Source organism: Phreatobacter aquaticus, assembly GCF_005160265.1.
GTDB classification, from domain to species: domain Bacteria; phylum Pseudomonadota; class Alphaproteobacteria; order Rhizobiales; family Phreatobacteraceae; genus Phreatobacter; species Phreatobacter aquaticus.
This window is the reverse complement of record NZ_CP039865.1, coordinates 2,891,761-2,903,481: the sequence shown is the minus strand read 5'-3', so window position 1 is coordinate 2,903,481 and position 11,721 is coordinate 2,891,761. Positions and strand designations below refer to the sequence as shown.

The following is an 11,721-nucleotide window of genomic DNA, read 5'->3' as shown; positions in this document are numbered from 1 at the left end:
TCTTCGCCTATATGAGCGGCTGAAGGCCTGCCCGGCCGCTCCCGTCAGGATTCTCCGATGAACTGGATCACCGACGTCGTCCGTCCGAAAATCCGCTCGTTCCTCAAGCGCGACACGCCTGAGAACCTGTGGGTCAAATGCCCGGAAACCGGGCAGATGGTGTTCCACAAGGACCTGGAGAGCAATCTCTTCGTCATCCCGGGCTCCGACGTGCACATGCGCATGGGCTCGACCGCCCGGCTGAAGTCGCTGTTCGACAATGGCACCTGGTTCGATGTGCAATTGCCCGAAGTGCCGGCCGATCCGCTGAAGTTCCGCGACGAGAAGCGCTATGTCGACCGCCTTAGGGACGCCCGTGCCAAGACCGGCATGATGGACGCGATCAAGGTCGGCTATGGCAAGCTCGAGGGCAATGCCGTCACCATCGCGGTGCAGGACATGGATTTCATGGCCGGTTCGCTCGGCACCGCCGCGGGCGAGGCTATCGTCCGGGGCATGATGACGGCGGTGGAAAAGAACACGCCCTTCGTCATGTTCACCGCCTCCGGCGGCGCGCGCATGCAGGAAGGCATCCTGTCGCTGATGCAGATGCCGCGCACGACGGTGGCCGTACAGGCGCTGCGTGATGCGAAGCTCCCCTATATCGTCGTGCTGACCAATCCGACGACCGGTGGCGTCACCGCCAGCTATGCCATGCTCGGCGATGTCCACATTGCCGAGCCCGGCGCGTTGATCGGCTTTGCCGGCCCGCGCGTCATCGAGCAGACGATCCGCGAGAAGCTGCCCGAAGGGTTCCAGCGCGCCGAATATCTGAAGGATCACGGCATGGTCGACATGGTCGTCCATCGCCACGATCTCCGGGCAACGCTTGGGCGCCTTTGCCGCGTGCTGACCAAGGCCGGCCCGAAGAACGACGCGGCACCCGTCGATCCGCAGCCGGCAAAGGCCGCCTGACCGCGACACGAGCACGTTTCTGCCGCGAGGCTCGCGCCCTGTCCGGCGCGCCATGCGGCGGCCAGCAGCCGATCCAGCACCGACCGAGACCATGCCCGTCGCGACCACCGCCATCGACGAGATCCTGGAGCGGCTGACCCGGCTGCACCCGAAGAAGATCGACATGTCGCTCGCCCGTATGGAGCGAGCGCTGGCCTCCCTCGGCCACCCGGAGAAGGCATTGCCGCCGGTGATCCATGTCGCCGGAACCAATGGCAAGGGGTCGACGTCAGCCTTTGCCCGCGCGTTCCTGGAGGCCTCCGGCAAGAAGGTGCATGTCTACACATCGCCCCATCTGGTGCGCTTTCACGAGCGCTATCGCCTCGGTGCCGAGGGGGGTGGACGGCTGGTGGACGACGAGACGCTCGCCGACGTGCTCCTGGAGATGGAGCGGTTGAACGCCGGCGATCCCATCACCCAGTTCGAGATCACGACTCTGGCCGGTTTCGTGCTGTTCTCGCGCCACCCCGCCGATGCGCTGATCCTTGAGGTCGGCATGGGTGGCCGGCTGGATGCAACCAATGTCATCGACCGCCCCGCCGTCAGCGTGATCACCTCGGTCTCGATGGATCATGCCGACTATCTCGGCGACACGATCCCGAAGATTGCCGCGGAAAAGGCCGGCATCCTGAAGCGCGGCCGCCCCTGCGTCGTGTCGCGCCAGACGCCCGAGGCGATGGCCGTGATCGAGGCCATGGCCGAGAGGACACGCTCGCGGCTGTCGGTTTCCGGCCTCGACTGGTTCGCCCGCGAGGAGAACGGCCGCTTCGTCTATCAGGACGATGATGGGCTGATCGATGCGCCGCCGCCGAAGCTCATCGGCCGGCACCAGTTCGAGAATGCCGGAACGGCGCTTGCTGCTGTCAAGACGGCCGGGTTCAAGGTCAGCGAAGCCGACGTCGTGCGTGGGCTGGCCAATGTGCGCTGGCCTGCCCGCCTGCAGCGCCTGGCCGGCGGCAAGATTGCCGCGGCCCTGCCCGCCGACAGCGAGATCTGGCTCGACGGCGGCCACAATCCCGGCGGCGGCGAGGTGCTGGCCGAGGCGATCCGGGGCATGAACGCCCGCTCACCGCGTCCGCTGGTGATGCTCTGCGGCATGCTCTCGACCAAGGATCCCAGAGGCTTCCTGGAGCACTTCAGAGACCTCTCTCCCGATATCCTGACGGTGCCTTTCACTTATCCGGTGGCGCTGACGGCCGAGGCGCTGAGCGAAGCGGCAGGCTCGATCGGTCTGGTCGCACGCCCTACGAAGAGCCTTGCCAGCGCCTTGAGTGAAGTCGCGGCCAAGTATGGGGAGGCCAGGCCGCGCGTGCTGATCACAGGCACCCTCTATCTTGCCGGTGAGGTCTTGGCCTTCGATGGCTGGCAGCCGGACTGACCGGGCTTGCCTCCCGGCAGGGGCCATGTCCTGATCGTCCCATGAGGCGCGTTCACCCTTCGTCGATGCTGGTTCTGGCGGCGAGCCTCGTCGCCAGTCCCGCGCTTGCCCAGCCCTTCACCGCGCCCGACCGCAGCGCCATCGACCGCCTGTGCCGGACAAGCGCTGCACTACCGCCCTCGCCGCTCACCCTCGATATCGCGACCGGCGCCGCCCGCGAGCACGCAGCCTTCGGCGGCCATGTGATCGACCGCGACGGCCGCATGCTGCGGTTCGGGGCTGTCGAATCCGATGCCTTTCGCGATGAGGCCGGCGGCCGCGGCGTGCCGTGGCGGCAGGTGCTGCGCTATTGGGAGAGCCTGGGCTCCATCGACGGCTCGCCGTTGCAGGTCAGGCGGTTTCCAGGCCTTGCCGAAGATGGCGCCGCCATGGGTGCGAGCGATCTCAGGCCCCTGCCCGACCTGATCGACCGGCTAACGCGTTCGAGCCTGCCGGCGCCCGAGCGTGAGGCGGCGATCCAGGCGGCGATCCGTGCGGCCATCGGAGATATCCCGTGGTCGGCGGCCTTCGTTTCCCACGTTGCGATCAGCGCCGGTATCGCCCGGTCGCGCTTCGCGGCGGCGATGGCCCATCTCGACTATGTGACGGAAGCGGCGCGGCGCTCATCCGACGAAATCGCGGGACGCCAGGCCACCAGCTTCTACCGCGCCTGCGACCCGCGCCGCACGGCGCTCAGGCCGGGCGACCTCCTCTGCCTGCATCGCCACAACATGGGGGAGATCGCGGCACTCACCGGTGACGCCGGCCTCTATGCGGCCCTGGTCCCGGCGCTGGCGCGCGGCGAGCGTCCCGTGTGGAACCTCCATTGCGACATCGTGGTCGCCCGCGACGATCGCCGGCGCACCGTCACGCTGATCGGCGGCAATGTGCTGCAGTCGGTGGCAAGGCGTGATCTTCCGACCGACCGGCGCGGCGCTCTCGCATCAGCCCGCACGCGGCCCGCCTGCCCGGACAACACGGCGCCCGGCCCGCTCTGCCGGCCCGAAGCCATGCCCTGGTTCGTGCTGCTGCAGAGTGTCGATCCCTGACCCGACTTGCGTGCGGTGCAGCAAACGGCGATCCTCGCCCGAACCGCAGCCGGATCGGCCCACCATGAGCGAATCTGCCGTCGTCAGGCACAGGGCCTATGAGGACATCCTCGCCCTTGCCATGGGCACCCTCGTCGTCTCGCTCGGCATTGCGTTTTTCGCCAAGGCGACATTGCTCACCGGCAGCACGGTCGGCCTGTCCCTGCTGATGAGCTACGGCACCGGCCTGCCCTTCGGGCTGGTCTTCTTCGCACTCAATCTGCCGTTCTACGTGCTGGCGGTGCTGCGCGTCGGATGGGGCTTCGCCATCCGCACCTTCGTGGCGGTGGTGCTCGTCTCCGTCCTGTCCCGCGTCACGCCACAATGGGTAGAGATTGCGACGATCCAGCCGCTCTATGCGGCCGTGATCGGTGGCACGCTCTGCGGCATCGGCATGCTGATGCTGTTCCGCCATCGGGCCGGTCTCGGCGGCATCAACATTCTCGCCTTCTACCTGCAGGAGCGGTACGGCCTGCGCGCCGGCTATGTGCAACTCGGCATCGACCTCGCAATCATGCTGGCGGCCTTCGCCGTGCTGAGCCCCGACAAGGTCGGCTATTCCCTCGTCGGCGTGGTGGTGCTCAACCTGATCGTCGGCATCAATCACCGGCCCGGCCGCTACCTCGGCGTGAGCTGAGGCTCAGTCGGTCTCGCGCAACAGCGTCAGCGCGGCCCAGGCGCCAAGGCCACCGAACAGGATGATCGCCACCATGGGCACTGGGCTCAGCCAGATGCCGACCAGCGTGCCGGAAATCTGCGCCGCGATGGCGCCAACACCCATCTGCACGAAGCCGATGATGCCGGAGGCGGACCCTGCGGCCTCGGGGCGCACGCTGACGCCGCCGGCAATGGCGCTCGGCAATTGGAGGCCGTTGGAGAAGGCAATCAGGGCCTGGGGAATGAACATCATCGCCGGATGGGTCATCCAGCCCGACAGCGCGAATGTGCCCTGCACGATGGTCGCGAAGACCATCAGCATGGTGCCGAGATAGATCATCCGATAGGAGCCGACGCGCGCGGCGAAGCGGCCCGACAGGGCATTGCCGATCATGTAGCCGCCGGCATTGACGATGAACCACAAGCCATAGGTGCTGGAGCTTTCGCCCATCACGGTCACGACAACATGCGGGGCACCGCCGACAAAGGCGAAGAAGGTGACCGAGGACAGGGCGCCGATGCCGAGATAGGCGAGGAATACGCGGTCGCGCATCAGGAAGCTCGCATCGCGCATCAGCTGGGCCATGCTCGGCGAGGAGGCGACCGCCCGTGTCTCCGGCAGGGCGAAGATCGAAACCGCCAGGGTCGCCGCCGCAATCACCGCGATGACGACGAAGATCCACCGCCAGCCGACGGTCTCGTTGAGCAATCCGCCGATCGAGGGCGAGAGCATGGGAGCGACCACCATGGCCATTGTGACCCAGCCGATCATCGAGGCCGCACGATCACGATCGAAGACGTCGCGGATGATCGCACGCCCAATGACCTGCCCCGCGGAGGCTCCGACCGACTGGAGCACGCGCGCGACGATCAGCCAGGTGGCGCTGGCGGCCAGTGCCGCGAAGACCGACGTGAGGGCGGTCGCGGCAAGGCAAGCGAGCATCACGGGCCGGCGGCCGAAGCGATCGGACAGGGGGCCCAGGAACAGCTGCGATATCGCCATTCCCGCGAGATAGAGCGTGATGATCAACTGGATCGTGCCGGGATCGGTCTCGAAGTAGCGCGCAAGGCCCGGCACCGCCGGCAAGGGCAGATTGAGAACCATGGGGCCTATTGCGGCCAAAAGGACCAGCAACGGCAGCAGGATGCGGGGAGACAGTCTGGGATCGGGCATGGATGCTCGCGGACAGGCCCCACATGTCGCCTGTCTTTCCTGCCCGGTCAACGTCAGGAGAGTTGTGGATGCAACCCGATGGCGAAGGATTGCCCTCCGCCTAGTTGGCGACCGATACGCCCGCTGCGCGAATGACCTGCCGCCATTTGGCGACCTCGCGCTCCAGCTGCGCACGGGTCGCGGCGGGTCCACGTTCTCCGGCCGGATAGGCCATGGCGCCGAGTTCCTCGAAACGCGCAAGGATGGTCGGATCGTTGAGGGCCGCTTCGAGAGCCGCAGAGAGCCTCTCGATGATGGGCTGAGGCGTGCCCTTCGGCGCGTAGAGACCATGCCAGACGGTGACGTCGAAGCCGGCAAGGCCCGCCTCCTGGAGCGTCGGGACCTCCGGCAGCTGGCTGACTCGCTGAGGGATCGTCACGGCATGGGCGCGGATGCGGCCGCCGCGGATCTGCGGGATCGAGTTGGTCGTCTGGTCGCACATCATGTCGATCTGGCCGCCGACCAGATCGTTCATGGCCGGGCCAGAGCCGCGATAGGGGATCTCGTTGACCTTCACGCCGAGCATGGCCTGCAGCAGCATGATGCAGAGATGCGAGCCGGCGCCGACGCCGGAATGGCCCATGGTCACCTTCTCGCGGTTCTCGCGGATATGGGCCAGCAATTCGGCCGCGTTGCGCGGCGCGAGGCTGGTGCGGGCGACCAGCACATAGGGCCCGGAATTGACGAGACCGATGGGCTCGAAGGCAGTCAGCGTGTCGTAGGAGAGGTTGGGATAGAGCGTCGCCCCCGTGGCGAGCGCGAGATGATGGATGAGCAGCGTATAGCCGTCGGCGGGAGCGCGGGCGACGCGGGCCGCCGCCACGGTACCGCCGGCACCGGCCGCGTTCTCCACGACGATCTGCTGGCCGAGCGCCTGCGACATGGACTGCCCGACGAGGCGGGCGAAGACATCGGTCGAGCCGCCCGCCGCGAAGGGCACCATCAAGGTGATGGGCTTGTCGGGATAGGTCTGGGCCGGGGCGCTTGCCGGCCAGAGACCAAGCGCCAGGACCGCTGCGGCAACCCACCTGTTCATCACGGCCTCCCATGCCCTGCCCGCCTGCGGGCGTGACAACAAAGGTCAAGCGCGGGCGGGCTGGCAAGGGGGCGATGCCTCCGCCCTTTGGCGGGGCGGAGGCGGCAGCGGTCAGTTCGATACGGTGATGCCGGCCTCGCGGATGACGCGGGCCCATTTGGCGACTTCCGCCTCCAATTGCGCCCGCGCGGCCGCCGGCCCGCGCTGGCCCTCCGCAAAGGCGACAGTGCCGAGATCGGCGAAGCGGGCGAGGATCTGCGGATCCTTGAGCGCCACTTCCAGCGCCTGGTTGAGCTTCTGAACGACAGGCTCCGCCGTACCCCGCGGCGCATAGAGCGCATGCCAGACTGTCACCTCGAAGCCGGCGAGGCCTGCCTGCTGCAAGGTCGGCAGGTCCGGCAATTGGGCCACGCGTGCTGTGGAGGTGACCGCATAGGCGCGCACCCGCCCGCCCTGGATCTGCGGGATCGAATTGGTGGTCTGGTCGCACATGGCGTCGATCTGACCGGCAACCAGATCGTTCATGGCGGGGCCGGTGCCGCGATAGGGGATCTCATTGAACTTCGCGCCGAGCGCCGATTGCAGCAGCATGAGGCAGAGATGGGCGCCCGATCCGACACCGGCATGGCCGAAGGTCACGCCGCGCCCCTGCGCTTTCGCATAGGCGAGGAACTCGGCAATCGAGGTGGCCGGCAAGCCGTTCTTCGACACCACGACGAAGGGGCCCTGGTTGACGAGGCCGATCGGCGCGAAATCCTTCAGCGTGTCGTAGGAGAGGTTGTTGTAGAGCGTCGCGCCGGCCGCCAGCGCGAGATGGTGGATCAGCAGCGTATGGCCATCTGCCGGCGCGCGGGCGAGGCGTGCCGCACCCGTCGTTCCGCCGGCCCCGCCGACATTCTCGATGACGACGGTCTGGCCGAGCGTCTGCGACATGGACTGGGCGAGCAGGCGTCCGAGCACGTCGGAGGGGCCGCCCGCGGCGAAGGGCACGATCAGGGTGATCGGCCGGTCGGGGAAGGACTGCGAGAGGGCGGGAGAAGCAAGGGTGATCAGCGATATGGCGGCGGCGCAGAGCGCGCGGCCGAACTGGCGACGAAGCATGGTTTCCTCCTGAAAACACTGACGGAATGTTGTTTTTTGGAGGCCCGGCCCGTCGATCCGGAACTCACCTTAAATCCGAGAGATAATGGTAGTTGTCAGAGCGGCAGAGCGAGACACGCCATTCTACCGGATGGCCGTCGAGATCGGCGGCGACCCGGTCGATGCGCAAAACCGGCGTGCCCTCGGCAAGGCCGAGGTGAAGGCCATCCGCGGCTGGGCACCCGATCGCCTTGAGACTTTCGGTCGCCCGCGCCACCGTCACGCCGTAGCGCTCGGCATAGAGGCCGTAGAGATTGTTCGGCACGGGATCCTCGCCCTCAAGGCCGGGGAAGCGGCTTGACGGGACAATGATCTCCTCGGAAATCGCGCGCTCGCCACCGAGCGAGCGCAGGCGGCGGATCACCACGACCGAGGCATTCGGCGCGAGCATCAGGCGGGCGCGCGCCTCGGCATCGGCCCGGACCTTCACGACCGAGAGGACTTCGCTGTCGGGGAATGCGCGCGGGCTGTCGTCCCGCGTCAGCTTGAAGAACTGGAACAGCACGCGGTCGTCGTCATGGGATGCGACATAGGTGCCACGACCCTGCCGGCGCACCAGCAGGTTCTCCGCCGTCATCTCGTCGAGCGCCTTGCGGACCGTGCCCTGGCTGACGGCGAGCTCCTGCGCGATCTGCATCTCGCTCGGGATCATCTGGCCGGCCAGCCAGCGGCCCTCGGCGATGCGGCGCACGAGACGGTCCTTCACCTGCCGATAGAGCGGCCGGAAGCCGACGGCTTCGACGCCGCCCTCTCCTCCGTCACGATCCACCGCCATGGGCCACCTCGACGTCCGATCCCGTTGACACTCTATCGCGTCTTATGTCTTATACAAGACTATAAATCCAAGAGCCCGGAGATCCGGGTCAACAGCGAAGCGAGGCGGCCATGGGCGCACCCCATCTCCTGGTTCACGAGAAGAAGGACACGGTCGGCGTGGTCGTGGTCGAAGGCCTGAAGGCCGGCACCGACATGCTGGCGGTGATCACCCACGACAATTCCGACTTCCGGATCACGGCGAGCCAAGACATCCCGATCGGCCACAAGGTGGCGCTGAAGGACATCAAGAAGGGCGATACGGTCTGGAAATATGGCCAGGACATCGGCATCGCCAAGGCGGACATCAAGAAGGGCCAGCACGCCCACGTCCACAACATCAAGACCAAGCGCTGGTGACGGCAGGCGGCCCCGCGCCGCTCTCGCCTGAACCGCCCATGTCCAAAACTCTGCCGGCTGAAGCCGCATTCCCAAGGGAAACGCCATGTCTCTGATGGTCGCCAACTTCTCGCTCGTCCAGCGCAAGCTGAAATCGGTCAAGGGCCGCCGCATCGAGGCCGAGGCCTTCAAGGCGCCCATCGTGAAGCGCCCGACGGGCCGCTCGCTCGACAGCGTCATGGGCTGGCGGCGCGAGAACGGCCGCGTCGGCGTGCGCAACCACGTGCTGCTGCTGCCGCTCGACGATCTGTCCAATGCTGCCTGCGAGGCAGTCGCCAATAACGTCAAGGGCACGCTGGCGATCCCGCACGCCTACGGCCGCCTGCAGTTCGGCGAGGACCTCGACATCCATTTCCGCACCCTGATCGGCACGGGCTCCAATCCGAATGTCGCAGCAGTGGTTGTCATCGGCATCGAGGACCAGTGGACCAAGATCGTGGTCGACGGCATCGCCAAGACCGGCAAGCCGGTGGTGGGCTTCGGCATCGAGGGCCATGGCGACATCGCCACCATCGCCAAGGCGAGCTATGTCGCCAAGGAGTTCATCCAGTGGGCGACCGAGCTGCCGCGCGAGAAGTGCGCCATCGAGGAGCTCTGGATCTCGACCAAGTGCGGCGAGAGCGACACGACGACGGGCCTCTCCTCCTGCCCGACGGTCGGCAACATGTATGACAAGCTGATCCCGCGCGGCATCTACGGCGTGTTCGGCGAGACCTCCGAGATCACCGGCGCCGAGCATCTGTGCAAGGCGCGTGCGGCGACACCGGAAGTCGGCGAGCGCTGGTACAAGATGTGGAAGGCCTATCAGGACGACGTGATCGAGGCGCACAAGACCGACGATCTCTCGGACTCGCAGCCGACCAAGGGCAATATTGCCGGCGGCCTCACCACCATCGAGGAGAAGGCGCTCGGCAATCTCGAGAAGATCGGCCGCGAGTGCAAATATATCGACATCCTGCAGCCGGCCGAGGCGCCGGCCAAGGGGCCCGGTCTCTATTACATGGACACGTCATCGGCTGCTGCCGAATGCGTGACGCTGATGGCGGCGGGCGGCTATGTCATCCACACATTCCCGACCGGCCAGGGCAATGTCATCGGCAATCCGATCGTCCCCGTCATCAAGATCACTGGCAATCCGAAGACCATGCGGACCATGCCGGAGCACATCGACGTGGATGTCTCGGGCGTCCTGAAGCGCACCATGACCATCCCGCAGGCCGGCGATGCGCTGATCGAGAACATCGTGCGCACCGCCAACGGCCGCCTCACCGCCTCGGAAGCGCTCGGCCATCGCGAATTCTCGATGACCAAGCTCTATCGCTCGGCGTGATAGGGTTATAGAGCGGCGGCAGACAGTCTCTGGACCCCCGGAAGCCATGACGACATGCCGTCGCCCTTACCTCTCATGACCCTGCCTGCCCCGCTCGTCACGGCGCGGCTGGTCCTGTCGGCCATCACGGCGGCCGATTTCGAAGACCTCGCCCGGCTTGCCGCCGATCCCGAGGTTGGTGGCAAGCTCAAGCATGGCGTGCTGACGCCCGACCAGTCGCGTGCCCTGCTGCAGGACTATTGCGATGGCTGGAACCGGCTCGGCTATGGCGTCTTCATGGTGCGCCGGCGTGACGACCATCGCTTCGTCGGCCTTGCCGGTCTCTGGGAACATGATGACGGCCATGGCGCGGCGCTGCGCTATGCGGTGATGCCCGAGCATCGCGGCCAGGGCTTCACCAAGGAAGCTGTGGTGGCCGTCCTCGACTTTGCCGCCGCGCGCGGCCTTGGCACCATCAGGGCCGTCACCCGCGAGACCAATGCGGTCTCCCGCAAGATCCTGACCGGTCTCGGCTTTCATCTGGTCGAACTGCGCCAGAAGGCCGACCGGCGTGTCGCCATCTATTCCCAGCATTCTCCGGAGCCGTCATGACGGGCAGCCAGGCCACCTCGTTCATGCGCCCTCTCCTGCCAGGCTTCGCGCTGTCGGCGGCGGTGGCCGTTGCCGCCGTTCTGCTGGAACCGGTGGTGCGCAGTGCCACGGGCGGACGCTATTCACTGCCTGGAACCGTGATTGCATTGATCATCGGCATGGCGCTGCACCGCATCGCCGCCCAGCCGCGCTTCACCCCCGGCATGACCTTCGCCGTGAAGAAGCTGCTGCGCTGGGCGATCGGCCTGCTGGGTCTGCGCATCGCGCTCGGCGACATTTTCGGCCTCGGTATCGGCACGCTGGTGCTGATGGTGGTGTCGATGGCGCTGACCATCGTCACCGGCTTCTGGCTGGCGAAGCGCCTCGGCCTCAGCGACGGCTACGGTGCCCTGGCAGGTGCTGCCACGGCCGTTTGTGGCGCCTCCGCAGCGCTCGCCACGACCACCGTGCTGCCGGCCTACAAGAACCGCGAAGCCGATACGGCCTTCACGGTTGTGGCGGCCAATGCGCTCTCCACCATCGTCATGCTCGCCTATCCGCCGCTCGCCATCCTGATCGGCTTCGACCAGACCCATACTGGCATCTTCCTCGGCGCCACCATCCACGACATGGCGCAGGTGGTGGGCGCCGGCTACGCGATCTCCGATCCGGTCGGCAATGTCGCCGTCGTCGTGAAGCTGTTCCGCGTGTTCCTGCTCTTGCCCGTGGTGCTGGCCATTGCCTGGTGGTTCATGCGGCAGGGCGCCGAGACGGGCGAGGCCAAGGTGCCGGTGCCGGTCTTCGCGCTGGTCTTCGTGGCGCTGGTGGTGGTCAATTCCGTCCTGCCCGGCATCCCGGCCATCGCGCCGATCTATGCGGTGATCAAGGGCTGGCTGACGCTGCTCTCCAATGCCGGCCTGCTGATCGCCATCGCGGCGCTCGGGCTTGGCACCTCGCTCGCCACCATTCTTGCCATCGGCTGGCGCCACGTGGCGGTCATGCTGGGCACGACGGTGGTTCTGCTCGCCGCCATCACGGCAGGCCTTCTCGTCATTCAGGGATAAT

Annotated in this window: 12 protein-coding genes; 8 read left to right on the top strand and 4 right to left on the bottom strand. The window is 66.7% G+C overall.

The genetic code is table 11. The features are described from left to right. Positions 1–57: 57 nt before the first annotated feature. The 4 genes from accD to E8L99_RS13630 all read left to right on the top strand — a co-directional run bounded on the left by accD (position 58) and on the right by E8L99_RS13630 (position 4,135). Positions 58–954, top strand: a complete 897-nt coding sequence (gene accD / locus E8L99_RS13645; protein ID WP_137100057.1) for an acetyl-CoA carboxylase, carboxyltransferase subunit beta — start codon at positions 58–60, stop codon at positions 952–954. 91 nt (positions 955–1,045) lie between these two features. Beyond that, a complete protein-coding gene (locus E8L99_RS13640) occupies positions 1,046–2,371 on the top strand; it encodes a bifunctional folylpolyglutamate synthase/dihydrofolate synthase (protein WP_252511109.1) in 1,326 nt (441 codons plus the stop codon). 41 nt (positions 2,372–2,412) lie between these two features. Beyond that, a complete protein-coding gene (locus E8L99_RS13635) occupies positions 2,413–3,459 on the top strand; it encodes a DUF2272 domain-containing protein (protein ID WP_137100055.1) in 1,047 nt (348 codons plus the stop codon). A gap of 64 nt (positions 3,460–3,523) precedes the next feature. Continuing rightward, positions 3,524–4,135, top strand: a complete 612-nt coding sequence (locus E8L99_RS13630) for a YitT family protein (protein ID WP_137100054.1) — start codon at positions 3,524–3,526, stop codon at positions 4,133–4,135. Between the two features lie 3 nt (positions 4,136–4,138). Here E8L99_RS13630 and E8L99_RS13625 read toward each other — a convergent pair whose 3' ends face one another. The 4 genes from E8L99_RS13625 to E8L99_RS13610 form a co-directional block, all read right to left on the bottom strand. Continuing rightward, positions 4,139–5,329 (bottom strand): multidrug effflux MFS transporter, encoded by a 1,191-nt coding sequence (locus E8L99_RS13625; protein WP_137100053.1) that lies wholly within the window; start codon positions 5,327–5,329, stop codon positions 4,139–4,141. Between the two features lie 100 nt (positions 5,330–5,429). After that, a complete protein-coding gene (locus tag E8L99_RS13620; protein WP_137100052.1) occupies positions 5,430–6,404 on the bottom strand; it encodes a tripartite tricarboxylate transporter substrate-binding protein in 975 nt (324 codons plus the stop codon). A gap of 111 nt (positions 6,405–6,515) precedes the next feature. After that, positions 6,516–7,505 (bottom strand): tripartite tricarboxylate transporter substrate-binding protein, encoded by a 990-nt coding sequence (locus E8L99_RS13615; protein WP_137100051.1) that lies wholly within the window; start codon positions 7,503–7,505, stop codon positions 6,516–6,518. Between the two features lie 64 nt (positions 7,506–7,569). Continuing rightward, positions 7,570–8,319 carry a GntR family transcriptional regulator gene (locus E8L99_RS13610; RefSeq protein WP_137100050.1) on the bottom strand — a complete coding sequence of 250 codons (750 nt, stop codon included), beginning with the start codon at positions 8,317–8,319 and terminating at the stop codon, positions 7,570–7,572. 110 nt (positions 8,320–8,429) lie between these two features. Between E8L99_RS13610 and E8L99_RS13605 the strand changes: the two genes are divergently transcribed. The 4 genes from E8L99_RS13605 to E8L99_RS13590 all read left to right on the top strand — a co-directional run bounded on the left by E8L99_RS13605 (position 8,430) and on the right by E8L99_RS13590 (position 11,720). Beyond that, entirely contained in the window at positions 8,430–8,717 is a 288-nt protein-coding gene (locus tag E8L99_RS13605; RefSeq protein WP_137100049.1) for a UxaA family hydrolase, read from the top strand. Positions 8,718–8,934: 217 nt separating this feature from the next. Further along, positions 8,935–10,086, top strand: coding sequence for a UxaA family hydrolase (locus E8L99_RS13600; RefSeq protein WP_137102114.1), 1,152 nt, complete (start codon positions 8,935–8,937; stop codon positions 10,084–10,086). Positions 10,087–10,161: 75 nt separating this feature from the next. After that, positions 10,162–10,677, top strand: coding sequence for a GNAT family N-acetyltransferase (locus E8L99_RS13595; protein ID WP_168201673.1), 516 nt, complete (start codon positions 10,162–10,164; stop codon positions 10,675–10,677). Further along, positions 10,674–11,720, top strand: a complete 1,047-nt coding sequence (locus tag E8L99_RS13590; RefSeq protein ID WP_252511108.1) for a YeiH family protein — start codon at positions 10,674–10,676, stop codon at positions 11,718–11,720. Before E8L99_RS13595 ends, E8L99_RS13590 begins: the two co-directional genes overlap by 4 nt. Position 11,721 lies beyond the last annotated feature (1 nt).

Excerpts from the sequence above, each read along its gene's own strand:
- E8L99_RS13615 (WP_137100051.1), bottom strand. The coding sequence starts at position 7,505 with ATGCTTCGTCGCCAGTTCGGCCGCGCGCTCTGCGCCGCCGCCATATCG.
- E8L99_RS13640 (WP_252511109.1), top strand. The coding sequence starts at position 1,046 with ATGCCCGTCGCGACCACCGCCATCGACGAGATCCTGGAGCGGCTGACC.
- E8L99_RS13590 (WP_252511108.1), top strand. The coding sequence starts at position 10,674 with ATGACGGGCAGCCAGGCCACCTCGTTCATGCGCCCTCTCCTGCCAGGC.
- E8L99_RS13625 (WP_137100053.1), bottom strand. The coding sequence starts at position 5,329 with ATGCCCGATCCCAGACTGTCTCCCCGCATCCTGCTGCCGTTGCTGGTC.
- E8L99_RS13605 (WP_137100049.1), top strand. The coding sequence starts at position 8,430 with ATGGGCGCACCCCATCTCCTGGTTCACGAGAAGAAGGACACGGTCGGC.
- E8L99_RS13610 (WP_137100050.1), bottom strand. The coding sequence starts at position 8,319 with ATGGCGGTGGATCGTGACGGAGGAGAGGGCGGCGTCGAAGCCGTCGGC.
- E8L99_RS13600 (WP_137102114.1), top strand. The coding sequence starts at position 8,935 with ATGGGCTGGCGGCGCGAGAACGGCCGCGTCGGCGTGCGCAACCACGTG.
- accD (WP_137100057.1), top strand. The coding sequence starts at position 58 with ATGAACTGGATCACCGACGTCGTCCGTCCGAAAATCCGCTCGTTCCTC.
- E8L99_RS13635 (WP_137100055.1), top strand. The coding sequence starts at position 2,413 with ATGAGGCGCGTTCACCCTTCGTCGATGCTGGTTCTGGCGGCGAGCCTC.
- E8L99_RS13595 (WP_168201673.1), top strand. The coding sequence starts at position 10,162 with ATGACCCTGCCTGCCCCGCTCGTCACGGCGCGGCTGGTCCTGTCGGCC.
- E8L99_RS13620 (WP_137100052.1), bottom strand. The coding sequence starts at position 6,404 with ATGAACAGGTGGGTTGCCGCAGCGGTCCTGGCGCTTGGTCTCTGGCCG.
- E8L99_RS13630 (WP_137100054.1), top strand. The coding sequence starts at position 3,524 with ATGAGCGAATCTGCCGTCGTCAGGCACAGGGCCTATGAGGACATCCTC.